The organism is Halomonas sp. McD50-4 (genome assembly GCF_022348135.1).
GTDB lineage: Bacteria > Pseudomonadota > Gammaproteobacteria > Pseudomonadales > Halomonadaceae > Vreelandella > Vreelandella piezotolerans.
The window spans coordinates 194,870-219,559 of the sequence record NZ_JAKRFG010000003.1 but is presented as its reverse complement, the minus strand read 5'-3'; the positions used below and the strand labels follow the sequence as shown (position 1 = coordinate 219,559).

General features: G+C 53.1%; 19 protein-coding genes and 1 other annotated feature. Of the genes, 6 read left to right on the top strand and 13 right to left on the bottom strand.

The window, feature by feature from the left end; translation table 11 throughout:
* Positions 1-3: 3 nt before the first annotated feature.
* From MHM85_RS05545 to nadS, 6 genes are all read left to right on the top strand, one after another.
* Positions 4-1,509, top strand: a complete 1,506-nt coding sequence (locus MHM85_RS05545; RefSeq protein WP_239285428.1) for a class I SAM-dependent DNA methyltransferase — start codon at positions 4-6, stop codon at positions 1,507-1,509.
* A complete protein-coding gene (locus MHM85_RS05540; RefSeq protein ID WP_239285430.1) occupies positions 1,506-3,266 on the top strand; it encodes a restriction endonuclease subunit S in 1,761 nt (586 codons plus the stop codon). Before MHM85_RS05545 ends, MHM85_RS05540 begins: the two co-directional genes overlap by 4 nt.
* Positions 3,266-4,240: an Abi family protein gene (locus tag MHM85_RS05535; RefSeq protein WP_239285432.1), complete on the top strand. Its 975-nt coding sequence runs from the start codon at positions 3,266-3,268 to the stop codon at positions 4,238-4,240. Before MHM85_RS05540 ends, MHM85_RS05535 begins: the two co-directional genes overlap by 1 nt.
* 61 nt (positions 4,241-4,301) lie before the next feature.
* Positions 4,302-5,486, top strand: a complete 1,185-nt coding sequence (locus MHM85_RS05530; RefSeq protein ID WP_239285434.1) for a hypothetical protein — start codon at positions 4,302-4,304, stop codon at positions 5,484-5,486.
* 476 nt (positions 5,487-5,962) lie between these two features.
* The gene (locus MHM85_RS18490) at positions 5,963-6,289 is read left to right on the top strand and encodes a type II toxin-antitoxin system RelE/ParE family toxin (RefSeq protein ID WP_343218326.1); all 327 of its coding nucleotides are present in this window, start codon (positions 5,963-5,965) and stop codon (positions 6,287-6,289) included.
* The gene (nadS, locus tag MHM85_RS05520; protein ID WP_239285438.1) at positions 6,286-6,570 is read left to right on the top strand and encodes a NadS family protein; all 285 of its coding nucleotides are present in this window, start codon (positions 6,286-6,288) and stop codon (positions 6,568-6,570) included. Before MHM85_RS18490 ends, nadS begins: the two co-directional genes overlap by 4 nt.
* A gap of 46 nt (positions 6,571-6,616) precedes the next feature.
* Here the strand turns inward: nadS and MHM85_RS05515 are convergent, their stop codons facing one another.
* The 13 genes from MHM85_RS05515 to MHM85_RS05455 all read right to left on the bottom strand — a co-directional run bounded on the left by MHM85_RS05515 (position 6,617) and on the right by MHM85_RS05455 (position 24,685).
* Entirely contained in the window at positions 6,617-6,916 is a 300-nt protein-coding gene (locus MHM85_RS05515) for a hypothetical protein (RefSeq protein WP_239285440.1), read from the bottom strand.
* Between the two features lie 173 nt (positions 6,917-7,089).
* Positions 7,090-7,563, bottom strand: coding sequence for a hypothetical protein (locus MHM85_RS05510; protein WP_239285442.1), 474 nt, complete (start codon positions 7,561-7,563; stop codon positions 7,090-7,092).
* Positions 7,564-7,622: 59 nt separating this feature from the next.
* On the bottom strand, positions 7,623-8,234 hold the full coding sequence (locus MHM85_RS05505; RefSeq protein WP_239285444.1) for a hypothetical protein: 612 nt from the start codon (positions 8,232-8,234) through the stop codon (positions 7,623-7,625).
* Between the two features lie 41 nt (positions 8,235-8,275).
* Positions 8,276-9,492, bottom strand: a protein-coding gene (locus tag MHM85_RS05500; protein WP_239285446.1) for an IS3 family transposase whose coding sequence is annotated in 2 segments (ribosomal slippage) — positions 8,276-9,207 and positions 9,207-9,492 — 1,218 coding nt in all. Because the reading frame shifts where the segments join, the coding sequence is not laid out codon by codon here.
* Positions 9,101-9,217, bottom strand: a sequence feature (AL1L pseudoknot). It overlaps the preceding gene by 117 nt.
* Positions 9,493-9,634: 142 nt before the next feature.
* The gene (locus MHM85_RS05495; protein ID WP_239285448.1) at positions 9,635-12,523 is read right to left on the bottom strand and encodes a DUF499 domain-containing protein; all 2,889 of its coding nucleotides are present in this window, start codon (positions 12,521-12,523) and stop codon (positions 9,635-9,637) included.
* Positions 12,524-12,525: 2 nt separating this feature from the next.
* Positions 12,526-14,211, bottom strand: coding sequence for a DUF262 domain-containing protein (locus MHM85_RS05490; protein WP_239285450.1), 1,686 nt, complete (start codon positions 14,209-14,211; stop codon positions 12,526-12,528).
* 54 nt (positions 14,212-14,265) lie between these two features.
* Positions 14,266-17,157 (bottom strand): DUF1156 domain-containing protein, encoded by a 2,892-nt coding sequence (locus MHM85_RS05485; RefSeq protein ID WP_239285452.1) that lies wholly within the window; start codon positions 17,155-17,157, stop codon positions 14,266-14,268.
* Positions 17,158-17,166: 9 nt separating this feature from the next.
* On the bottom strand, positions 17,167-17,811 hold the full coding sequence (gene ptuB, locus MHM85_RS05480; RefSeq protein ID WP_239285454.1) for a retron Ec78 anti-phage system effector HNH endonuclease PtuB: 645 nt from the start codon (positions 17,809-17,811) through the stop codon (positions 17,167-17,169).
* 2 nt (positions 17,812-17,813) lie between these two features.
* Positions 17,814-19,247: an AAA family ATPase gene (locus MHM85_RS05475; RefSeq protein WP_239285456.1), complete on the bottom strand. Its 1,434-nt coding sequence runs from the start codon at positions 19,245-19,247 to the stop codon at positions 17,814-17,816.
* Positions 19,244-22,795, bottom strand: coding sequence for a helicase-related protein (locus tag MHM85_RS05470; RefSeq protein WP_239285458.1), 3,552 nt, complete (start codon positions 22,793-22,795; stop codon positions 19,244-19,246). The genes MHM85_RS05475 and MHM85_RS05470 overlap by 4 nt, the downstream gene beginning before the upstream one ends.
* Before the next feature lie 216 nt (positions 22,796-23,011).
* On the bottom strand, positions 23,012-23,425 hold the full coding sequence (locus tag MHM85_RS05465; RefSeq protein ID WP_239285460.1) for a lysozyme inhibitor LprI family protein: 414 nt from the start codon (positions 23,423-23,425) through the stop codon (positions 23,012-23,014).
* A gap of 60 nt (positions 23,426-23,485) precedes the next feature.
* Complete coding sequence (gene radC / locus MHM85_RS05460; RefSeq protein WP_239285462.1) at positions 23,486-23,983, bottom strand: DNA repair protein RadC; 498 nt, start codon at positions 23,981-23,983, stop codon at positions 23,486-23,488.
* A 90-nt stretch (positions 23,984-24,073) separates the two neighbouring features.
* Positions 24,074-24,685 carry a lambda exonuclease family protein gene (locus MHM85_RS05455; protein ID WP_239285464.1) on the bottom strand — a complete coding sequence of 204 codons (612 nt, stop codon included), beginning with the start codon at positions 24,683-24,685 and terminating at the stop codon, positions 24,074-24,076.
* Positions 24,686-24,690: the final 5 nt, after the last annotated feature.

Sequence of the window (24,690 nt, the reverse complement as noted above, 5' to 3'; positions counted from 1 at the left end):
TTCATGAGCATCAGCACCACCATCAAGAGCATCCAGGACATCATGCGCAAAGACGTCGGCGTCGACGGCGACGCCCAGCGCATCGGCCAGCTGGTCTGGATGCTGTTCCTGAAAATCTACGATGACCGCGAGCGGGAATGGGAACTGATCTACGACGACTACGTGAGCCCCATCCCGAAAGACCTGCGCTGGAGAAGCTGGGCCGCCAACTCGGAGGGGCTGACTGGCGAGGGACTGAAGGGCTTCATCGACAACACCCTCTTTCCCGGGTTGCAACAGCTGGATGCCGGCGGCGACGCCCGCGCCGCCGTCATCCGCAGCGTGTTCGAAGACGCCTACAACTACATGAAGTCCGGCCAACTACTGCGCCAGGTGATCAATCGCATCGAAGACGGTATCGACTTCAACGCCTACCAGCAGCGTCATGCCTTCGGCGATATGTACGAGCAGATCCTCAAGGACCTGCAAAGCGCCGGTAATGCCGGTGAGTTCTACACACCGCGCGCCGTGACCGAGTTCATGGTCAACCGCGTCGATCCCAAGCTTGCCGAGAGCGTGATGGACCCAGCCTGCGGCACCGGCGGCTTTCTCACCTGCGCTATCGAGCACAAGCGTAAACATTATGTGCAGACGCCCGCCGACGAGCAGACGCTGCAACACAGCATCTACGGCTGGGAGAAGAAACCGCTGCCGCACCTGCTGGCTACCACCAACATGATCCTGCACGGCATCGAGGTGCCCAGCCAGATTCGTCACGACAACACCCTGAATCGCCCTTACCGGGACTGGGGCCCGAAGGAGCGGGTCGATGTGATCGTCGCCAACCCGCCGTTCGGCGGCACCGAGGAAGACGGCATCGAGAACAACTTCCCGGCGGAATTCCGCACTCGTGAGACCGCCGACCTGTTTATGGCGCTGTTCATTCGACTGCTGAAGCAGGATGGCCGCGCCGCCGTGGTACTGCCGGATGGCTTTCTCTTCGGCGAGGGCATGAAGACGCGCCTCAAGGAAAAGCTGCTCAGCGAGTGCAACTTGCACACCATCGTTCGCCTGCCCAACGGCGTGTTCAACCCCTACACCGGCATCAAGACCAACCTGCTGTTCTTCACCAAGGGCCAGCCGACCGAACAGGTGTGGTACTACGAGCACCCCTACCCCGAGGGCTATAAGAACTACAGCAAGACCAAGCCCATGCGCGTCGAGGAGTTCGCCACCGAGATCGACTGGTGGGGCGACGAAGCCGATGGCTTCGCCAGCCGCCAGGAAACCGAGCAGGCCTGGAAGGTCGGTATCGACGAGATCAGGGCGCGCAACTACAACTTGGACATCAAGAACCCCTGGCAGGAAGAGCAGATCAGCCACGACCCCAACGAGCTGCTCGCGCAATACGCTCGCCAGCAGGCCGAGATCCAGGAACTGCGCGATCAGCTGAAGACCGTGCTCGGCGATGCGCTCAGCCATAAGCCGCAAGACCAGGTAGCACCGCAGCAAGCGGAGGAGCCGGCATGAGCGCTCAGGAGCTGATAACCGACCATCTCGACCTCTGGACCGGCGCCGTGACGCACAAGCGCGGCACTGGGCGTGGCGCATCGAGCAAGAACGGGAATGTCGAGTTCACGGGCATCAAGAAGCTGCGCGAGCTGATCCTGGAGCTCGCCGTGCGCGGCAAACTGGTGGAGCAAGACCCAAGCGATGAACCTGCCAGCGTACTGCTGGAACGTGTCGCCGAGGAGAAAGCCCGGCTGATCAAGGATGGGAAGATCAAGAAGCCGAGAAAGCTGCCTCCACTAACCGATGCTAACAAGCCATTTTCGCTGCCAGAACGTTGGGAATGGACTCAAATAGAAGCGGTCGGTCATGACTGGGGACAAAAGGAACCAGATCAGGTATTTAGCTATATTGACGTATCATCGATTGACAACATCAAGGGGATAATAGATCAGCCTGAAGCTGTCAGTCCAAGTAATGCACCTTCACGGGCCAGAAAGAAAGTTAGACAAAACACCGTTGTTTACTCAACTGTTCGACCCTATCTTAAAAACATAGCGGTCATTGATAAAAAGATTGAACCCGAGCCCATTGCTAGCACAGCTTTCGCTATAGTGAGCCCGTTAAGTGGTATCCCTGCAAAATATCTATTGCACTACCTTAGAAGCCCAGTATTTGTTCGCTACGTGGAGTCTGTTCAGACAGGCATTGCCTATCCAGCCATTAATGACAAGCAGTTCTTTTCGGGCGCTCTTCCAGTTCCACCTTTGCAAGAACAGCACCGCATCGTCGAAAAAGTCGACGAGCTAATGGCCCTCTGCGATCGGTTGGAACAGCAGGTTGGCGACCAGCTGGAAGCCCATAAGGTGCTGGTCGATACCCTGCTCGATGCCCTCACCCGCTCCACGGATCCCGCCGAGTTAGCCGAGAACTGGGGCCGCGTGGCCGAGCATTTCGATACGCTCTTTACCACCGAAGCCAGCATCGAAAAGCTCAAGCAAGTCATTCTTCAGCTGGCGGTGATGGGTAGGCTGGTGGAGCAGGATCCCAACGACGAGCCCGCCAGTTTGCTGCTGGACAAAATCGCTGAGGAGAAGGCGCGGCTAGTCAAGGAAGGTAAAATAAAACCAGCAAAATATCAGCCCCCACTTACCGAGGATAAACTGCCGTATAGTCTTCCGCATTCATGGTCTTATTGCCGAATTTCCGATGTCGGAGAGGTCAAGCTTGGTCGACAGCGATCACCTAAAGATCATACTGGAACCAATATGACGCCTTATCTCAGGGTTGCGAATGTTCTTGAGGATAAGATCGATACATCTGATATCAAAGAGATGAATTTCACGGAAGCTGAAAAGAATACTTTTAGCCTCTTCCCAGGGGACGTTCTGCTCAACGAGGGGCAGAGTAGAGAGCTTGTTGGAAGACCTGCAGTCTATCAGGGAGAAGTTCCTGGCGCATGCTTTCAGAACACACTTCTTAGATTTAGAGCTTACGACGGAGTTATCCCCGAGTATGCAAACAAGGTGTTTTTGGCATACCTCCACAATGGGAGGTTTCAAAATGCTGCTACTCAAACCACCAACATCGCTCATCTCAGTGCTGGCCGTTTATCTCCCATTGAATTTCCATTACCGCCTCAAAATGAGCAGAAGCGAATTATTGAGAAAGTCGACGAGCTGACGGCTCTTTGCAATCAGCTTAAAGCACGCCTGGGTGAAGCCAGCGAGACTCGCGCTCAACTGGCTGAAACTGTGGTGGAACAGGCGGTGAGCTGATGGCCTATGATCGCCCGTGGAAGTCGTTTCAAGAGCAGCTGGCCCTGCTCACCGAACGCGGGATGCAGGTCGGCGATGAGGCCGCCGCCCTAGACTATCTGGAGCGCGTCGGTTACTACCGCCTGAGCGCCTACTGGTACTCCTTTCGGGTCTTCGAGACGGTGGATCACGACCAGCATGGTCGACCGATTATCCAGGCCACCGACCGGTTCGTTCCCGATACCCAGTTCGTCGACGCGGTGCGACTTTACCTCTTCGACAAGGAGCTTCGGCTGCGCCTGACCGATGCCCTTGAGCGCATCGAGATCGCGCTGCGAGTAGATATCGCCTATCGGCTGGGGGAGCCGGATGCCTTCGCGCACCTTCACCGCGACACCTTCCACCCCTCCTTCGCCCGCCGCAAGTCCGGGCGTGACCCACGCGACAACTTCGAGAAGTGGCAGGAGCGCTGCGAGGGGATGGAGCGACGCTCCAAGGAGGACTTCGTCAAGCACTATCGGCAAAAGCACGGGCCGCGGCTACCGATCTGGGTCGCCGTCGAGACCTGGGACTTCGGGACCCTCTCGCAGCTCTTCGCCATGATGAAGGTGCCGGACCAAGTACGGATCGCGCAGAAATATGGCGTTCAGGACTGGAAGGTCTTCCAGAGCTGGCTTCGCTCGATCAACTACCTGCGCAATGTCTGCGCACACCACAGCCGGCTCTGGAACCGCAACGTCATCGACCAGCCCAGGCTGCCCAAACCTGGCGAAATACCATGGTGCGATGCGTTCCGCGACGAACAGCGGCTCGCCCGTCCTTTCCTGCTACTGAGCATCGTTCGGCACATGACCCTAGTGGTCTGCCCCAATACCGGATGGCATCGACGCCTACAGGCACATCTGGAACGTTTCTCGGTGCCGCATTCCAGGCGGAGGCTATCGCTGGAGGACATGGGGGCTCCACCGGGCTGGGAGCGCTGGTGGGCCGAGTGAGGCGGCGAGAACACAAATAAGAACCCCCGCGTAAGCTCGTGAGAGCCAAGAGGCGAGGGCCGTGTTAACAACTATGGTAGATCACCCTCCTGGGCGAGGCAACGCTTTTCTCTACCAAACGCAAGGAGGCACCTGGATGGCCATCGAGCAAGGAATCTGGAAGCTGGCAGGTACTACGGGCGAGCTGCCGCAGAAACTGCGGCCCACGGGGCTCGCCGACGAGGGGCAGCTGGAAGATCAGATCATGCAGGATGTCTCGATCCTCAACCGGGACTGGCTGCTGATCGGCCGGCAGGTACGCACTGGTTTCGACAAGCTGATCGACCTGTTGGCCATCGACGCCAACGGCACGGTCATCGTCATCGAGCTCAAGCGCGACAAGACGCCCCGCGACGTCGTGGCTCAGGCCATCGACTATGCCTCCTGGGTCGTCACCCTGGCCGACTACCAGCTGATCGAGATCTACCAAGCCTTCGCCAAACGCTATCAGCGCCCGCATACATCTCTCGAGGAGGCCTTCGAGGCCAAGTTCGGCATCCCGCTGGACAGTGTCACCCTTAACGAGAATCACCAGCTGGTGGTCGTGGCCACCCAGCTCGACGCCAGTAGCGAACGGATCATCAACTACCTCAACGCGCATGCCCAACTCTCGATCAACGCTATGTTCTTCTCAGCCTTCGAGGATCAGGGTAACCATTACCTGAGCCGCGCCTGGATGATCGACCCGGACGAACCCACTCAACCAGCCGTGCGCAAGATACGTAAAGCGCCCTGGAACGGCGAGTTCTACGCCTCATTCGGTGACGACCGGCCTTGGGAGCTGGCACGCCGCTATGGCTTCATCGCGGGCGGCGGTGCGGCCTGGTACTCGAAAACGTTGGCGATGCTCTCAGAGGGAGACCGTGTCTGGGTCAATATCCCCAAAACCGGCTATGTCGGGGTCGCCGAGGTGATGGGAGAGCGCTGCCGCGCCGATCAATTCATGGTCGAGACGGAACAGGGGCCTTCTCGGCTACAAGAGATCGTCACCCTAAACGAATATCCGCACATCCACCGATCGGTGGCAGCGGGAGAGGAGGAGACGGCGGAGTACCTCGTGCCTGTTCGCTGGGTGGCCTCATTGCCTACATCGCAGGCATTCAGCGAGGTTGGTTTATTCGGCAACCAGAACACTGTTTGCAAGCCGACAACCCCGAAGTGGGAACACACCGTTACCCGTTTGAAGCAGGCCTGGGGCATCAGCTGATAGCCGGCGCGCTATTTGTCCCTAACTAACGATGTCAGCGCTGCCGAGCATAGCCTTACCCAGCAGGCGAAGTCGCGTCAGTTGGGAAAGCTAGTGCTTGGGCACAGGAAGCTCAAAGCAGGCACTCGAGCTCTGAAATGGTCCGGAGTAGACCTGAAAGACGGGAAACTGTGGTGGGCCCAGTAGGACTTGAACCTACGACCAAGGGATTATGAGTGCAACCAAACAACCTTTGGGATCGCGCCTGCAATGCGGAAACAAATATTTTTCAATGAGTTAGGGTTTTCCATGATTTACATTACTCACACCGTTCTCACCCTGTTAGCAGCCAAATGACAACCAAGCGACGACCAGTAGGCGACCAAATCACTGCCAGCCACAGCAAAATATAGGATGGATAATTGATAACCAAAAATGTACTATGTACACCAAACCAACGCATTGGCTAAAGGAAGCGCCCTAACGTGAGTCATGCGATTGAATTTATCGAAACCCCGACGTTCACACGCCAGGTCCAGGCCATTGCGACAGACGACGAATTAAAGGAGCTGCAGCGAACCCTGATTGCTCAACCCGACAAAGGTGACCCGATTCAAGGCACGGGAGGGCTGCGCAAAATACGCATGGCGCTGGGCAACCAAGGTAAGAGCGGCGGTGCCAGGGTCATCTATTTTTTGGCAACAGCAGAGAGAATCTATCTGATACTGGCCTACCCCAAGAGCGTGAAGGACAGCTTAACGCCCGCTGAAAAGGCCGCACTGAAAACACTGACCCACCAATTGAAGGGGGAGGTTTCCAAATGAGCATCTTTGACGATCTGCAATCATCACTGCAGGAAGCCGTTGAGATTAAACAAGGCAAAGCGCAGGCCAGCCGCATCACACGTCATGAAGTAGCCGATGTGAAGGCCATTCGCGCCAAGCTGCATGTTTCGCAGGCGGAGTTTGCTGAGGCTATGGGAACCAGCGTGGACACAATCAAAAGCTGGGAAACCAAGCGCCGTAACCCTACAGGACTAGCTGCTAAGGTACTGGCGACGATTCAGGCCAACCCAGCCTTTTTCAACGAACTTGCTTCGCATTAGCGCTTTTTTTTGCAGGACGAATGCAGTGTCAATATCTAGTTAATATTCATGAAGAATATCGCTCGATACTCAAGTGGTATTTGCCGTAGGCAATCTGCCGATTAAATAGGCCTTTTACTTTGACCACCACCCGCGCCGGAATTTGTGTGCCGCCCGCCTGATAAGCTTTTTCTGCACTGGCTGGCTCCCACTGCACCCCTAGGCGGTTCAATGCCTCTTTGCCAACTTGGTCATAACCACCCAGTTGCAGCGAAATCATCACGTAGAAAAACCATCCGCCGACTTTTACGAATTGTGTCACGAATGCGTGACTCAAGCGTTTGAGTAGCCATGTAACCTGATCCATGGATATCATGGGTTAGTTTTGAAGATACACTCTTTAGATCTTCGTTCTTTTCTACTATTGCACTTTAGCGCAGATTTCTCGATGTTAGAAGTTGAAATTCAGGTGCTCAATAAATTTAATAAAAAATAAACAGAGGAGTATGTATTAAAGCATTGCGAAAAACTAACGTTTGATCACTTGTCTAAATAACTTTTCAGTGGACTAACAACCTCCTCGTGACTGAACTTTGATATCGAATCCTCTTGTATTAACTCCCCCTCATAAATCTTACAACAAACCTCTTTTACAATAATTCCTTTTTTTACAGTAACCTGAAGCTTCTGTGAAATACCAGACACCCCTTCTTGCAAATAAGGAACTTTATCATAGGCTTCAATTATTCCACTATACCACTTTGAGAATACTCGATCTTCGCCGTTAGGGAAAAATCTAAGCATCCCATTACCTTTATAACCAGATATCTTCACATCTTTAATATAAAGTCTCCCACAATCAACTTCCCATGTTGCCACATAACCTCTTTTCAGGGCCGTGCTCGCAAAGAAATTCTTGAAGCCAACGTGCTTTGCCATATCGCTCAACGGTTCCTGCATTGTGTAAAGCACTGCTGAATTGTATATAATGATCTCAGGAGACTGTATAGTCACAACGCACTCCAGCCAGACTTTAATTTAGCATCAGAAACATGAAAAGAAGAAAAAATATTTTATTTCAAGCGAGAACCTCTCCACACATCAATCTCCATTGAAGACTTACCATAGGTATCATAACGATATTTTCCTTTTGGCTTTCCCATTGGGCCAGTGGATTCAGGGGCTGGGTTTCTATTCAAAAAATCTCTAATAACTTTTTTCTCTTCTTCTTTTAATTCATGATCTTTATCGACACCTCCATTTTTCTTTAAATATTCAGCCCTATTTTTCACTAAACCCACTATTCGCTCTAATTCAGCCTGAAGATAATCAACAAATCCTTCAAGATCTAGCGGAATATCTACAGGCCTATTCTTATACCTTTGAAATCTTTCGGCCTCATTGTGAAAGTCTTCAGGATCACAAGCATAAGGGGTGTTAAGCGCACCTTCTATCGACCAGCATTTTCCAGCATTAATTACTTTTCTTCCTGATATTTCATATGGAGTATGCCTCCTGATCCATCCTAAAAAACCCCTGCGCACTTCTAATTGATCGGCTGCATATACAACATTTTCCATAGAAATTTCGCCAGAGCCACTCTTTACTTCACGAAGCAACAAAGATAAGAATGCATGTTTTGTCACAGCATGGATCTTTAATGCTCTGACAGTCCAATCGAACATTTTGAACCGCCCCGGTTATTCCGGAGACCGGTTTGTTTGAGTCAGGCAGCTTCACCCGACTCTTCCAGTTGATGATAATACGTCCTTTCTCGTTCTGCTGGTGGAACGTTTCCGATGGGGTCCAGCAGTCGGCGGTTGTTGAACCAGTCAACCCACTCCAGCGTGGCATACTCAACGGCATCCAGTCCCCTCCATGGGCCACGATGATGGATCACCTCCGTTTTGAACAAGCCGATGATGGTTTCAGCCAGCGCATTGTCGTAGGAGTCGCCGGTGGTGCCGACTGAGGCATTGATACCCTCGTCAGCCATACGCTCGGTGTAGCGGATCGAGAGATATTGGCTTCCCCTATCACTATGATGGATCAACCCTTGTCTGTGTTTTCGTGCCCACAGAGCTTGCTCCAGAGCGTCCAGCACCAGTGCCGTTCTCATCGACGTCGCTACACGCCAACCCACGATACGGCGTGCATAAACATCGATAACGAACGCAACGTAAACGAAGCCAGACCAGGTAGCGACATAGGTAAAATCGGCCACCCAAAGCTGATTAGGACGCATGGCCGTAAAGTCACGTTTCACTAAATCAGGTGCCCGTTTCTGGCCGGTATCACTGATGGTCGTGAAGGGGCGTTGGCCTCGCACCACGCCGCGAATTCCTAGGCGGCGCATGAGCCGTTCTACAGTGCAACGAGCAACATTAACGCCTTCACGGCGGAGTTGCCGCCAGACCTTACGGGCACCGTAGACGCAGAAGTTTTCTTCCCACACGCGCTGAATCTCAGCGGTAAGAAACGCATCCTGCCGATACCGGTCTGCCCGCCGTTCAGGATCAGCTTCAAGTGCCTTGTGGTGGTAATACGTCGATGGGGCGATTGGCAGTTGACTACAAATCGACTCGACCCCGAACTGAGCACGATGCTCGTCGATAAATGACACCATCAATTGGGTTTGCGGTCGAGCTCCGCCTGGGCGAAAAAAGCAGCCGCCTTACGGAGAATTTCATTAGCGCGCTTCAATTCGACGTTTTCACGCTCTAGCTGCTTGAGCCGTTCATGTTCAGGCAGGTTAGCCGAACTATCTTTCTGCGTGAGTTCTGAGCGTTTGCACCAGGCTCTCAAAGTCTCTGGTGTACAGCCGAACTTGCTGGCAATGGAGCATATCGCCGCCCACTTGGACGGGTATTCGCCTTGCTGTTCAAGGACTAATCGAACAGCTCGCTCCCGGACTTCTGGGGAATATCGTTTTGGTGAGTTCATAACTCCATCCTCTCAAGATATGGAGTCTCCGGTAAAGCCGGGGCGGTTCAATTTTACTGTCAAAGTATTCTTTTTCTTTCATGACACGACCCCAATTATTGTATTCTTTAAAAAAGGAGCGTTGTAGCGCTCCTATACGCCACTACCCCTCAAACTCTGAGCTGCTAAATTTCAACACATTGCAGTTCTCTTTGATTGTCCGCTGAAGCGCCTCATCAAAGCCATCGGTACTCGTTGCTTCAATCTCTACGGAGATCTTCACCTCTACGCCTGTGCGCAGAGTAAACTGCTCGACAATCTCATCAACGACGGTCGCAAAGTCCATTTTGGCCTTTACCGGATCAAGACTCACCGTACCGTAGAATTGCTTCTTGGCAATATGAGTAGGAGCAGCCTCTGGCCCAGCCGAACTACCGCTGCTTACTCCAGCGCCCATAGGGTGAGCTATTCCACTGCCTACCCCTACGCCTGAACCACCACCTCTTACCCTTTCATCGCTTTGGCCAGATGAATCGTCTGTGTTGCGATCAGCAATCTCTCTAGCGCGCCGCTGGGCAGCGTCGGCCACGAGCTTGTCTCGGTAGGCTTTAGCAGCCTCACGCTCGATAATGCGTGCCTCACCATCCAGCCCACCAATACTCCCTTCCCCAAAGGTAAAGCCAAGATAAGTGTCGCCCTCTTTTCCAGAGGCGTAGCCAAAGAAATCCTCCGAGGCGACACCTTGGTTCATGGCATTTTTAAATACCTGATCATTCACAAGGCGTGGCAAGTAAAGATAATGACAACTGTCTTGCCACACCTTCAGGGCGCTGACCGCGGTCACGCCATCCTTGAAATACCATTGATTGAGGATATTGCGTAAGAAGATTGGCGACCATTCGTAAATCAGCCACTCTTCTTCACGCAGTTTGTTCTCAATGGTATCTACTAAGTTCGTCGTTGTGGTCGAGACCTGAACCACTTCCCACTCCAGTGTTGGTTTACCTTTTACGAACTCCTCTACCGGCGCCATCAGCCACTTATAAGTCTCGCGGATTAACTGAGACAGCGACGAATCTGCCGAATCACGGCTTTGTTTGGCCTGCCGTAAGTGCGTCATATCGTGATTCAGAGAACCATTTTCGATGTCCTCCACAATCGATTTCCACGCTAGATAGGTACGACCTTGATCCTTCAAGCGGCTTACTACATCAAAGTCGGCTGCCAAAAAAATCAACCGGTTCCGCTTCTGGCGTGGTTGTTCACCACGGGTTTGCAAAATGTCCTGCGCCGCCAGATAAGCCTGATTACTCTCTGTGCGGCTATAAGCGGACTCTGTCGGCAACACCACCAAACGTGGCCCAATTCCGTATTCATCCGGCACATCGCTAGATTGAGTGAATACGTGGATGCCCGCAAAGTGGTGTTGACGTCCCATTAGACGGGTCGTGCGATCTTTAAGCAGTGGAATCAGTGCATCACGGTCGCTAATGTTCTGCTTGCGGCTTTCCATCTCCTTTCGGAGGTTAGGCTTCGTATCGAACCAAAAACGATCCTGCTCGGAGTAGAGGTAGTGCAACCGATCACGCAGGCGTTTGAGCACATCTTCAAAAATGCCAATTGACTGCCCCGGTTGAACAGCACCCAGCAAGATACGCTCTTGCTTGATACCTCTAGCGGCCTGGATGCTGTTGGAAGCAGCACTACCCAAAAAGATGGTGCGCGCAGCACGACGGGCTGCATGCACGCCACCAAAGAGGGCAACCTCATTATCAAGCGTTTGTGCTGCCGAACGAGGCCCATCTATCTCTCGCTCAATCACCGGCTGCCAACCTCCGGGCAGATAGTGAATGCTCTTATCTCGCACATGGCTGTCTTCTAAAGGCAGCGACCCAGGCATAATTAAAGCGTCATGATTGCCCGACTCCCACAATTTGTGGATCACGAACGCCATGTACTGCAGCACACCACGGGTGCGTTGGAATTTATCCAGTGTTGACCAATCTTCGTAAAGGCGGTCGAACACCTCGGGATGGATCGGATAAGAGCGGCAAAGTCGCTCAAAATACTCGTTGGACTGCGTCTCGTTAGGAAACTGCCCGGCGTACTGCCGGTAAAAGTCAGAAAACTGACGGCTGATGCCTTCTATTTCGGCACGCTCACCGGCATGTTCAAACAGGCGGCGGCGAACAATCTCGAATGCCTCTTCGGTAGCCACCGGCTTCCACACCGATTCTACACGACCAAAATACTTCTCAAGGGCCGTCAGCGTTTGCTGGCCCATTGTGCCGCCTACTTCGAGCTCAGACTCCGGCAACGAAGCCAGCAGGATGGCACTGGGAACCGCCTTCATCGCCTCAGTCAGCGCTTGGATGAAGCTGATATTGCTGTCGTAGGTACCTGCAGAATACGATTTTCCTAGCTCAAACTGACGAATATAAGCTAACAGCTCATCTACCAGCACTACACAGGGAGCGGCTCGCTGTAGCAAATCGACCAGCACCTGCTTACCCGGCGACGTGCCCTGCTCGTGGGATTCTTTTACCAACGCCAGGCCTTCATCACCCAGCAGCTGCCACGCCAGCTCACCCCATAGGGTCGTGACTTTTTGCCCCTGCTTTTTAACCGACTGCTGGCTCGGAGCCATGTTGATACCGTCGATAACGGCTACACGAGCATGGGGCAGCTCATGAATACGAGCCTCATCTAAAATAGGGGGAATGCCATGCAGCTTATCGGTAGAAGTCTTGCGAGATGCGAGGTGATAGACCGCCAGCATCGTGTGGGTTTTGCCACCACCGAAAGCTGTCTGCAGCTGAATAACTGGGTCGCCACCGTTGCCAGAGAGGCGCTGGGCTACCGAAATCAGAAGTAGGCGCATACCCTCGGTAATATAGGTACGTGAGAAGAATTTCTCTGCGTCTTGGTACTCCTCGGGCGCCGTACCGGTTGCTACCTGAGTGATATCCGCAGCAAACTCCGCTTGTTGGAACAAGCCTTTTTGAACATCTTTATGGGGACGGGCGATTTCACGCCAGGGCTTTAGGCTCATACTCAATGCTCCTCATCATCTAGCAAGTCCATCGCTTTGAACTTCTCAAGGATCAGCACCTGCCGTTGCTCGATGAACTCTTCAAATTTTTCCGGTTTCCATAAAGACTTTTTACGCGGTATGCAGTGCAAATCGAGAAAATCATCATCGACTGTTTTAAGCCATTGATCTAAGGATTTCGCGCCTTTATCGCCCACACTGTTTTGGTGTGCAGGCAAGAGCATGCAATTTGCTAGCTGATCAATTTCACGCTTGCTATAGCGTTGCACCATTCGTCCCGTATCGGGACTTACCTCTTTCTGTTGTTTCAGAATAGTGCGGGCAAAAATGTGATCGATTTGAGGTTCATGTTTGATGCTGGACGCCTTGTACTCAGCGCCATACCAGAGATTAAACAGCAGGTGGATATTGCCGCTGCCATACCCGCAACGGTACAGCAGCTTTTCTTCACTGATATCGAGTGTGCGCCCATTATCTCGGATGGTGTCGAAGATACTGTTAAGCTTAAAACCTTGGTCTTCTTTGATGGTGTTGATCATGCGATCAATCAAGCCATCCGGCTGACCTGAGAAGGCACCGCTCAGTAGCGCACGAATCAAGTACTTGGGCAAAAATACCGCTCGGCCCCAGCTTTCGGGGTAGTGATAATAGGTATACACCAGCGGAATCAATGCATTGTAAGACACCATCGCCTTGCCAGAACGTATATAAGTTTTCTTGACTACCTCATCCTTAACGAACCGCAGCGCCTTTTCAATATCCGTCCAACGCTCGCTGATGGACTTTCTGACATCCTCTCTGCGTAGTTTATCAACATCGTATTTGGCACCGTAGCCAAGCAGAGTTGTGCTCAGTTTGATCATGAAGTCACGCGTGAATTGGAAGCGGTCGTTGTCGTTAATATCTTCTAAGAAGTCTTCCAGCTCAATATCCGCATCTGACCATTCCGTTGTCAGCAAGGTGAACATCAGATCAGACTTGCTGAGTTTGGTACCGCCAGAGTTAGCACGAATAAACACCTCAACGACGTCTTCAAACGACATGCCGTTATCTTCGTAGGTGTTATCCAGTTCCTGATAGAGCAGGCTGCCTTCGTTGCTGAATTCGCGAGAAACCCTCTCAATGTTAATCGAAGCCTGATCCTTCTCAGCTGACGACAACTTAACGTCGTGTAACTTCATCAGCCTTGGAAGTATTTGAGATGGCAAATCATTGGTGAATACCAAATTAGCCACCGACACCCAAGGCCAGCCTGAGTCTTTGGAATTCATAAAACTGAAGCGATAACGCACGTCATCTGTAGGGCTGGCATCACCGCTGAGAATATCAAAGTGCAACTCACGGCCATCGATGCTGCCGCGCAGGCCCAGATAAAGGCTTTGTAGACGCTGCTGACCATCCAGCACCAGGCGCTTGGTGCATTTGTGATTGTTCTGATAGTGCGACTTTAGACTAACCTTCGCATCGTTGTAGCTCTGGATGAAGGCACGGTGCTTAATATCATCACGTGTTTTCCAGATCAACATTGATGACAGGGGGTACTGACGCATGATTGAGTCAAACAGCCGTTCAATCTGCTCTTCTTCCCATACGAATTCCCGTTGGATATTAGGCAGCCAAAGCCCGCCACCGTCAGCTTCCGGGTTATTAATATCCTGAACCATCGCCTTGATTGATTTACTCGGCATCGTGCTCTGTCCTTAACCTTGCTATTCGATAATTATTTCCGTTCAGGATCTTCGTCAGAACCCAAGCCCGCCTTGCTCACCCGCATGTCCCGATTCATGTGACGCCGCCACGATGGCATGCCAGGAGCCAATTAGCTCGTTGTAGGCGCGTGCTTCCTCGGCCCACTTCCTGCGCTCGCAGAGAGTGTAGAGGTGGTACGACAGCTGACGGATCGCCTCGCCCTTCTCCGGCATCTTGGCCAGCAGCTCACCGGCAGCGGATTCGCCATGGTTCTGCAGGCGGCGGATCATCTGATGGCAGGCTTCCCACACCGGCGTGCGCTTGTCGGTGGTCGGGTTCCATTCAGATTGGTACTCGCCCCACTTAAGCAGGCGCACCTTGCCGCTACCGGATTCGATAACACCGGCTTCCTTTAAGCCAGCCTCACTGGTGCCCTTGGCCCGTGCAAGCGTATCCGCTTCACCGAAAGGTCCAGCGCTCCAGGCGTACTGGTCGAACCAGCTGGCACAGAACTGAGTATCGGCATCGAAGTTGCCGGAATCGGGGCTTAAGAACTCGGTAATTGCACGGTTGATCAGCACCAGGGCATCGTGGACACTCATTTTTGAGCCATCCTGGTTCAGCACTGCTTCGTACTTGGAATAGATTGCCATACCTGGGCCGATCGCCGCCTGGGCTAGATCCACCGGTGCAATTGGCGCCTGGCCGGTAACGCCGCCGATCATTGTTTCCAAGGCTTCGGGCATTTCCTCGCGAAGCTGACGTTGAAAGTCGCGGCGAGAAATGGTCTCAGCGGTAATTAAGCGTTTGCGGCAGACAAGCACGATTGAGGACGCAAGGGCGTTGGTGCCTGAACCGATCATCCGGTTAGCCATTTCAGTGCGCATGGGCCAGGTGCCGTCAATTGAAAAGCCGGCTTGTATAACTGCCTCAAGAAAGGTGACCCAGCCGGTACTGGTGGTGCTGCCGTCTTTGGTTTCAGACTGCTTAAAAGCATAGTAAATAGAAACTGGAAAAGCTGGATGAGCCTGCTCTGCCAGGTTATGAATAGCTCGTGTCATGCCATCCATAAAGAAGGCATCGGCTTTTTCTTTGTTCCCATGCCGGTAAGGCGTGGCAACCAGCTCCTCTGCCTTGGGGACAGCCATCGTTCCAAACAGCGAAGGATAAATACTTCGCAAGGAGCGGCGCATCCATACATAGAAAAAATCTGATAAGTCGGCATAGCCAATGTTGTCGTAATAAGGAGGATCAGTCGAAATAACCTTATTGACACTCAAGTTTTGCGAAGCTGCATCTAGTTGTTGCGCACTACTTCCGATAAAAGCAGGCAGCTTATAAACTACTTTTAGAAGACTGCTTAGGCTTACTAAAAAGCCACCTGCAGCTTTTCCAAAAGGGTTATTTTCACCGAAATCCCAAAGCATAGGTATAGCTTGTTTCGTAAACAAGTGACGCACTTGGGTCTTGGAAGACTCCCAACTACAAAGTGAGTTAAGTATGTCTGCTAGTCTACTGACACCAAAACCTAAATATACTCCTACTGCATCCCCATAAGCAGTCGGCCCTGAACCTCCTTTTGCAAGCCCCTGATTGTCATCCGCAATTCCGGCTGCTCTGGCATCGGCAATAGCTTTTATTCGGGCTTCCTGTGCCAAGTCAGAAAAGGTGTTTAATGCTACTAATTGGCGAGAAGTAAACAGGTCTCCAAAAGTGTTAAGCCCATAGTTAGGTGTTTTGAAATCTCGTGGGTTCACTGGCAAAGCATGTTCTGGCTTCCACTCAGGTTGAGCTATTCGAGCCATCTGCACCATTTCTTCAGTCGGTGAGAGGTAAACTCTACCTCGGGCTCCCTCTGCAACAACTGCCATCAGTCGTTCGCCCATACGACCAGCTTTACCCTCTGCCCTGACGTACTTAAATGGCATAGCGGTTTGCGACATGATGCAAGTAGCACCGGTGCGCTTTACCGTCCCTTCAATTGCTTCGTCGGGTTGCTGCCCCATTCTGACTTCAAAGCGATAGTTGTCACCCTCAATAACAGGCTCGACCCAAACTTCTTTGCCCTTTTTGGAGGAAAGAACAAACGAACGCACCAAGGGAACATCGACATCATTGAACGCCGGGTTAGGGCTTTTCACCGTTCTGGCCCACAGCCAGGCAATCACCGTCAGCTTTTCACCTTCATACTGCTTCAAATCAAGTCGTTCAGCGACCATTTCCGAAGTGATCTCTACTTTAGGATAAAGGTGCCCAATCCGCTTGAAAGCTTCTTCGCGCATCCAGTGGCCATAGCGGCGCACGTCTTCTGCCAAGCCCTTGGCGCCGGACCAGTCCTCATGCATTTTTTGCTGCTTTTCGCCCTCGGGAATCGGCCCCACTGGCGGCTGACCAGCAAACTTAGGCGGTATCTCGATCATCGCTTTGTTGATCATCACCGCTACGGGATTGAGGTCCGAGGCGTAGCTCTCAAGCCCCAGCCGCTGGGCTTCTAGTGGTATCGCGCCACCACCGGCAAATGGATCGTGAAAGGCTGGCAGCTTCTCAGGGTTGAATAACTCGGTTGCCTCGGGGTGGTTGCGATTGAGATGACAAGTCTCCCGCCAGCTCTCCCAAATCGCCTCACGGGCACGATTCAACACCTCTTCGTTATTGGTGTTCTCCCACTTCACCAAGTCGCGGATGATATCGAACAGCTTCTCGCGTTTAAGCTCGGCTTCTTGCTTATTCACCCCGTAGCCTAATTCGCGCTGATAGCCGGGGTCGTTAACCAACTGGGCAAACAGCACCGCCCGAGCCGCCGCCAAGGGGCGACGTGCCCACCACAGGTGCAATGTGCTGGGGTGGCCATGGCGGATCGATTTCTCACGGGCGGCCGCAACGTTGATATCGTCCAGCGGCAACGCCACTTCGATCAGCTTTTTGGGGGATTTAATCGGGTGCATCGGTATTCCTTATCCGCTCACCCGGCACAACGTGTGCCGAATGGCAGTGACAAACGGGAGGTGTTCAATAGCAGCAAGTTCTTCATCGAGCAGCGCTTGCCACTCTTCATCAGAGAATTCGTTAACTAACGACCAAAGTTCTTCGGCAGTGTCTAAATAGCCAGCCGTCGCGGCTTTACGCATTCGGCGCAACGCACCGTGCTCAGCATCCAGGTTGAAGATGCGCAGGGTTTCTTCTGCCCTGCGCTGTTGCTCAGCATTGAGCCATTGCCGTGGATAAATCGTTCCGTCTGGAACAAATACAAAAAAATCATCGGGGTCATCAGTATCAGGTTTTAGTAGGTCAGCCGCATGGTAGTGTCCAGCGTCATGATCCTTGTGCTTACCGCAGGTATCTTGGCGGTTACACGAGCCAAAGAGGTTATCCCACTGAAACGTCACACGAGGGTCTCGACCTTTCTGAACAAAATGTTCTACATGACGCCGACCCTGCTGAAGCTCTGCCTCACAGTAGGCGCAGCGGTTTCCCTGCATGGCTTCAAGTGCCTGCCAGAGTTCAACTCGGTCGTCATGGCTTAAGTCGCGCCAGTTATCTCGGCCATGCTGGTAGTTTTTTAGGCAATCAGGCGCTTGGCCACGGGCGAGAAAATGCATTCCTAGCGCCCCTCTTCATTACGCCGAGTATGCTTACGCCGTTTAAGCGCCTGCAGCCTGATTAACCGATCACACTCCAGCATGTGTGGATGATGCTTTCCATAGTGCACTTCCAACAGCGAGCGTAACTGGTTTGCCTCATCGCTTGATTCCAAGTCTTGCTGAATCAGCGCCATGTAGTGGCTGAGCTGGCGGACAATCTCGATATTCGGTAATGGGTCGGTACCCATGATCTCTGCCAGCAAATCTGAGCTTGCGACCCCTTGAGTCTGACGAGTCACCGGATGAACCACGATGCGTTGCTGGTCACGTTCCTCATCCAACTCCGACACCAGGATTCGAATGCATTCAGCCGGAATGGTACTAAGCACCTGAGGGCTGTGCGTAGTGACGATGAATTGCACTTGTGGAAAAGCCTCTTGCAGCTGCTGCAGCACCACCTGCTGCCAGCGTGGGTGCAGGTGCATATCCACTTCATCAATCATTACCACGCCTATCGTTTCCCGTGCGGCATTGACGCCCATGTGTGGGTTAAGTTTGATGCAGCGGTAAGCAATGTCCCCCACCATGGCCAATACGCTGCGAATGCCGTCGCTGAGCTGTTCGACATCGAGAGTGCCTTGATCCTCATGGTGCAGAATCAGCGATTTCTCGCGGCTGATGCTGTATTCCAGCGTATGCCAGCCGGTGATGGGCTTTAAAAAGGTATCGATCGCCTGCTGAACCACACGGATGCGGCCCTGTGCTGCGCTCAGCTCCTCGTCGTTGGCACGACCTTCCATCTTGTTGATCTGCTGCTCTCGCAGGCTCTCATAGGCCCAGATAAACCACTCTTTGAAGTGCTTGTAAGAAGAAGCTGGGTCAAGGCAGTTCACATAGCCAAAGGTTCGAATATAAAAATCAGGATCCTGCGTATCATCTTTCCCTTTTGGCTTTTCAATCAGACGCTTTTGCGCCCAGAGCCTTCCTGTACCGTAGTAACCAAAAACTGGCAGGTCCAGCGTAGGTTTGTCGGGGCTCCTAATCTGGGCTTGAACGGCAGAGCTCCAGTTTTTCATCTTACTGGTATCGCCATCGTCTTTGGTCTTGGTCGCCTTTGCTTCACTATCACGATAGCGTACCCAGGTATCAGAGCTTCCCATACCGAAATCACCAGTGAGCGCCACTTCGGTAGGTAGCTGCCTAGCCATATCTCCATTTGGTAAACGAACCAAGCGAACATCACTAATAGCGATAGCATTGCCCGGCGGATTAAAAGCTGACCGAGCAAGATCAAAACTACTAACAAATGGCCATAGACCAATACGAATGGCATCCAGCAGTGCCGATTTACCCTGGCCGTTCTCTGCAACAAGAACCGTCAATTGTTCGTTGAGTTCCAACTCAAGGTCGGTGAAGCAGCGAAAATTCTTGATACGTAGTTGGGAGAGCTTCATTCGAGGACACCCACTGGCGCTGCTTTAGAAAGCAGCTCCTCCAGGTCATAGTTGATACTGGCCACGCCAAAGTCAGGTTCACTCGTGAAGGGCTTCTGCACGTAATAAGGCCCATCTACGCTATCGCCCTCAACAATGGCGATAGCCAGCCAGAATTTGTCGGCTTGGTTAAGGCCATAGATAATCTCGTTACGTGAAACAGTAATGGTGCTCTGCCCTTTTGCACGCCCCTTCACCTCAATATGGCGGTCAGGCAGAATCGAGCCATCCGGGTTGGCTGGCGGGCGAGCCGTTACATCCCAACCACATTTCTGGTCAGATACGTCAAACACTTGATTACCCATGGCACGCTCGGCGTCCATTACCGCCTGCATGGCAAGCTGTTCGATGCGGGCACGGGCCTGAGCATCGACGCTGAACTGGGTCTCACCTTGGCGCTGGGCCAGCAGCCCCTGCGGAATCACCAAGGCACCGCCAATCACCACTGGCGTGCTGGAGACCACCTGCTTCATGGCATCGAGCTCGCTGCGGCGCTGGTTGAGCCGCTCGGTCAATTCATCCACCCGCCTGCGCGCCATCTCTGGCTGCATGCGTGGCTGCTTTCCGGCCTTCATGTCGTCGGTGAGTTTGATATAGCGATCCGACCAATAATTAATCTCTTTAACCAGCCGCTCGTTGACGGCATTGAGCACCTTGTCGGCGTGGCGTTCGCGGCGCCCCTTCACCTCGCGGAAGTGCTCTGGCACAAGCGCCTCCACAGCGTGATTGAGCGCTAGGGCCTCTAGGTCGCCAGTGATCCAAGGCGCTTTGAGCACATCCTGCACCAGGTTGAGTTCATGATCATCAACGGGCTGCATGTCCAAATGCGGCGCCCAGCCCGCATGGATCGCTCTGCCCTGCTCGTCGATTTCCACGAACTGTAGGCGGCGTGAAACCACCCGGGGTGAGCCGTTGATCTGTTTCTCAACTTCACGCACCGAGTGATCGACCATGAACAGCACTTTAGGCTCAGTGCCGTCGTCGTTGGGGTCGACAAGCACGGCGCCCTGCTTTAGCTTGGCCCTGTGGGCCTGCAGCACCAAATCGGTCGTGGCATGCATTAGCGGGTGCATGGGGTGAATCAAGTCCGCCATTGGCTTGCCAGGCAGGCGTACATGCTCTTTCTCAAAGCAGATACGCTCATATTTTCTCAGCACTGGCGTTCTACTTTCCCCAACGATGCGATCCCGCTCACGTATGGCGGCGGGAACGTGGCGTACTTCATAGCGCCCTTGCTCTCTTGGGCGCATTTCGCCTCGCAGCCCTTGAAATGCTTCAGTGAAAAAAGCGCGGATAAAGTAGGGCTGTAGCTTGCGTGCTTCGGCCTTTTCCATCTCCTCCTTCACCGCGTAGAGCTCTTCCAGGCCCATATGCTGTTCGACGAGGGCATTCCGGCGAATGATCTCGCGCAAGTGGTCGGTATCCAACGCACCTTCAATCACCTGCTCTAACCGCGACTTCACTTCGTCGGACTCGCCATAGCGAATGGCTTCTACTAACAGGTCTTTCAGCGAAGTATTCTCAAACGCCTCACCAAGAATATCGAAGACCTTGCCACCAAGCGCGCTCTTCTCCACCTCGAGCTTGTCGAAAAGCTTCTGAAATACGGCACCTTCACGCGTCTCATTAGCCACCAGGTTCCATAGGTGGCAGACCTCAGTCTGGCCGATGCGGTGAATTCGCCCGAAGCGCTGTTCCAACCGGTTTGGGTTCCAAGGCAAATCATAATTCGCCATCAAGTTGGCATTCTGTAGGTTAACGCCCTCACCGGCGGCATCAGTGGCCACTAATACCAGCACATCCGGGTCGTTGCGGAACTGCTCTTGGGCTTTACGGCGCTCATCACGGTTAGTGCCGCCATGGATGGTGATCACCGCCTCAGGGCAGCCCAACAGGCTGCGGATGCGATCAACCAGATAGTTGAGCGTATCCTTGTGCTCGGTGAAGATGATCAGCTTTCGGCGGCTGCCGCCGGACGTGTACATCTCAGGGCTGTCTTGTAGCAGGTGCGAAAGCTCTTCCCACTTGCGGTCGTTACCAGATGCGACCAGCTGCGAGGCCTGCTCCTCTAAGTCCTGAAGAATCAGTATCTCAGCCTCCAATTCAGGCACAGTCTCCGCGGCGGTGGCCTGATCCACTACCTGTTCGGCGTAGAGCTCGTACTCCTCGGCGCTCAGTTCTTCATCTAGCTCGTCTAAATTATCTGGCAGTTCAATCTGCTTCTGTACCGCATAAGTGCCCAGGGTGGAGGCGACCTTCCCTTCATGAATAGCCTGACCACGAGCCATAAGCTTCATCTCATTTAGGCGGTCTTCCAACTTGCGACGGCGCCGCTTGAGAGACTGGTAAATCGCTTCTGGGCTGGACGCCAACCGCCGCTGCAGCTGAGTTAGCGCGAAACCTACAGTGCCCTTTCGTTTACCAGAGAGCGCATCGGCTCGGTTCATTTCGTTGCGAACGTAGTCGGTCACTTGCTCGTAGAGCGAAGCCTCTGAGTCGGAGAGGTCGTAATTAGCGGTGTAGGCGCGGCGCTCAGGGAAAAGTGGGGTGCCATCGAACTTGAGCAGCTCTTCCTTAACCCTACGCTGCATCATGTCGGAAACATCGACCTTGTGGGCACCTTCGCGGAACTTGCCGTAGAAGCGGTCGCTATCAATCAGCGATAGCCAAATCTGGAAGTCTTCTTCCTTGCCATTATGCGGGGTGGCCGTCATCAACAAAAAGTGGCGGGTAATCGAGCCTAGCAGCTCACCGAGTTGGAAGCGCTTGGTCTTGTTGATCTTATTGCCGAAGTAGTTGGCCGATAGCTTGTGGGCCTCATCGACAATTATCAGATCCCACTCCGTATTGGCGAGCTTCTGTTGATAAAGCTCGTTGCGCGAGAGCTGGTCCAAGCGGCAGATCAGTTGGTTTTGCTCATCGAAATAGTTACCAGAAGCGCACTGCTCCTGTTTCTCGCGGCTAAAGATTTCGAACTGCACGCCAAATTTCTCTAGCAGCTCATCCTGCCATTGGTCGGTCAGCCCGCCGGGCGACACGATGAGGATGCGCTTAGCATCGGCACGCATCAGCAGCTCGCGAATCAACAGGCCCGCCATGATGGTTTTACCAGCACCGGGATCATCAGCCAGTACAAAACGTAGCGGCTGACGAGGTAGCATAGCCTCGTAGACAGCAGATATTTGGTGGGGTAAAGGCTCCACGTTGGAGGTATGCACCGCCATCATGGGATCAAACAGCGCAGCCTGGCTGATGCGGTAGGCCTCTAGGCCCAGCTTGAAGTCAGCGCCTGGGGCGTCAAAGGCCCAAGGACGCCCAGCCTGGGCCAGCGAGAGGTTGGGCTCGTTGTCACGAAACAGCATCTGCTCATGAACCGCGCCCTGGCTATCCTTGTAGTAAATGGTCAGCGCATCGGCGCCCACTGGCACCACGGCTACAACTCGTACCACCTCATCAGGCTTGATGCCACGAACCTGAGCATCCTGTTTGATCTCTTCCAGCTTCAGCATGCAGCTCCCTCCGCAAGTCGGCTTTTGCCGTTTCTTCATTTATCGTCGATCTAGGCCAGCTGGAGTATTGCCCCTACTGGGCTAATACTAACTGATACGCTGCATTTCTTCAGCGCTCCCACAGAAACTCAGCCGCTGCTCACTTAATTGCCTACAAAAATCAAAAAAAATACTGTGACAAACAAGCCGCCAAATGAGGCGGCTTTATGGGGCACATCAAGGTTGCAGCGACACAATCAGATCAATCTGCTTAGCGGTTTGGCTCATCATACAAAGCTTATAATTTAATTCACCACCTGGGGCGTAATCTGTCACGCCTTCAAGCTGGCACCAGCTCTCTCGAAAATTGAGCCACGCTCGCTGACCAGCAAGCAGTGCTGACTGCTGATCTTGCGAAAAGCTTCCACGTAGCTGTTGGTACTCGCGATTAAGCACCACATCCTGCCTTTCAAGCTCGCCTTCTACGCAGTTATCTAGCTGAGAGTTTCTAAAAGCACTATCATCAATATTGCCTAAGCACGCATAGTACTGGTCTGAATACGCTGTTTCTGCGGCAACAGGCAACGACACTAATGCAGTAACACATGCCCCAACAATCAACGCCGCCTTGATAGCTGTCTGACTCTTCATTTACTGCTCCGCTTCATGATCAATATAAAGTGAATGGGTAGCACCATAGTCTCATCATTCTTAGATATATCCCATCTCAGCAAGTGATTTGCACCCATCGCTTCCCACTACCACATGATCAATCACCCGTATATCCATCAAGCCAAGCGCTTCTTTGAGGCGTTCAGTAATACGCCGATCCGCATCGCTAGGCTCAGGATCACCGCTGGGGTGGTTATGTACCAGAATGACAGCGGCGGCGTTGTAAGCGAGTGCCGCTTTTAGTACCTCTCGTGGGTACACGCTGGCAGAATCAATTGTGCCGCGAAACAGCTCTTCAAAGCGGATGACACGGTGTTGGCTATCGAGGAATAGAACGCTGAAGACCTCGTACTCATAGTCCTGAAGCAGGAGCTGCAGGTGCTCAAACGCTTGCGAGGGCTTGGATATCTTGCGGCCTTTGGCGAGCTTGCGGCGTGCGAAACGCTTGGCCATCGTAATGATGTCAGTTTCCGTGACCGGCGAAGTGACTAAGTAGGTGCCTGCCACTTCACCGGCTTTGAGTTTGCTATGGGGCATGATGACCTCCAAAAAAATAAAGATGCCGGGGTGGTGGCCCCGGCATCTATGTCGTTAATTGTGGATGTGTATTGTGGTTCAGTGGGCAAGTCACGCGGCCATCACTTGGCTGATGCGTCGCTCCATCTCTTCATGAAAGGCATCAACCCGCTCGGCAATCGTGCGGATCAGAGCCTCGTCTCGGTAAGCGCGTTTCACAAACAGCGGCATTCCGGGCCAATAGCTCACAAAGTCGATCCATTCCCGTTCACTGACCCATAGCCCACCTTGGCATTGGGGCACGTGTTCGTCGGGTATTTCCCCGCTGAGCAGCACCTCAATTTGGAACTTAGGCAGCTTGGTTTTGATCTCCAGCAGGCCGTTTCTGCCGATCAAGCTATCCGGTGAGTAGCCCACGTCGTAGTTGAGGATCAGGCCCACTTCTTGGGGTTTCGGTGCGCCGGTCATATCGCGATACAGCGAGCGGGCGACGCTCTCTAGCTCCTGCCCTCGCTTGGTGTGGGCATTGCCTTGAAACGGCTCGGCCAGCTCTCCGGTCATACGCTCACCGATCAACTGGTGCATATAGGTTATGGCTCCGGTACCCAACCCGCCGGGACCTTTGCCATTTACCAGCAATGCCTTGAGTTCTGACATGGTGACGCGCCCAAGACGCGCCGCCAGCCACTCCGGCGAGCCTTGTGGCATGGTGAGTATCTTCATAACGC

Coding starts and splice junctions, on each gene's coding strand:
- MHM85_RS05545 (WP_239285428.1), top strand. CDS start 4: ATGAGCATCAGCACCACCATCAAGAGCATCCAGGACATCATGCGCAAA.
- MHM85_RS05540 (WP_239285430.1), top strand. CDS start 1,506: ATGAGCGCTCAGGAGCTGATAACCGACCATCTCGACCTCTGGACCGGC.
- MHM85_RS05535 (WP_239285432.1), top strand. CDS start 3,266: ATGGCCTATGATCGCCCGTGGAAGTCGTTTCAAGAGCAGCTGGCCCTG.
- nadS (WP_239285438.1), top strand. CDS start 6,286: ATGAGCATCTTTGACGATCTGCAATCATCACTGCAGGAAGCCGTTGAG.
- MHM85_RS05515 (WP_239285440.1), bottom strand. CDS start 6,916: ATGGATCAGGTTACATGGCTACTCAAACGCTTGAGTCACGCATTCGTG.
- MHM85_RS05505 (WP_239285444.1), bottom strand. CDS start 8,234: ATGTTCGATTGGACTGTCAGAGCATTAAAGATCCATGCTGTGACAAAA.
- MHM85_RS05495 (WP_239285448.1), bottom strand. CDS start 12,523: ATGAGCCTAAAGCCCTGGCGTGAAATCGCCCGTCCCCATAAAGATGTT.
- MHM85_RS05490 (WP_239285450.1), bottom strand. CDS start 14,211: ATGCCGAGTAAATCAATCAAGGCGATGGTTCAGGATATTAATAACCCG.
- MHM85_RS05485 (WP_239285452.1), bottom strand. CDS start 17,157: ATGCACCCGATTAAATCCCCCAAAAAGCTGATCGAAGTGGCGTTGCCG.
- ptuB (WP_239285454.1), bottom strand. CDS start 17,811: ATGCATTTTCTCGCCCGTGGCCAAGCGCCTGATTGCCTAAAAAACTAC.
- MHM85_RS05475 (WP_239285456.1), bottom strand. CDS start 19,247: ATGAAGCTCTCCCAACTACGTATCAAGAATTTTCGCTGCTTCACCGAC.
- MHM85_RS05470 (WP_239285458.1), bottom strand. CDS start 22,795: ATGCTGAAGCTGGAAGAGATCAAACAGGATGCTCAGGTTCGTGGCATC.
- MHM85_RS05465 (WP_239285460.1), bottom strand. CDS start 23,425: ATGAAGAGTCAGACAGCTATCAAGGCGGCGTTGATTGTTGGGGCATGT.
- radC (WP_239285462.1), bottom strand. CDS start 23,983: ATGCCCCATAGCAAACTCAAAGCCGGTGAAGTGGCAGGCACCTACTTA.
- MHM85_RS05455 (WP_239285464.1), bottom strand. CDS start 24,685: ATGAAGATACTCACCATGCCACAAGGCTCGCCGGAGTGGCTGGCGGCG.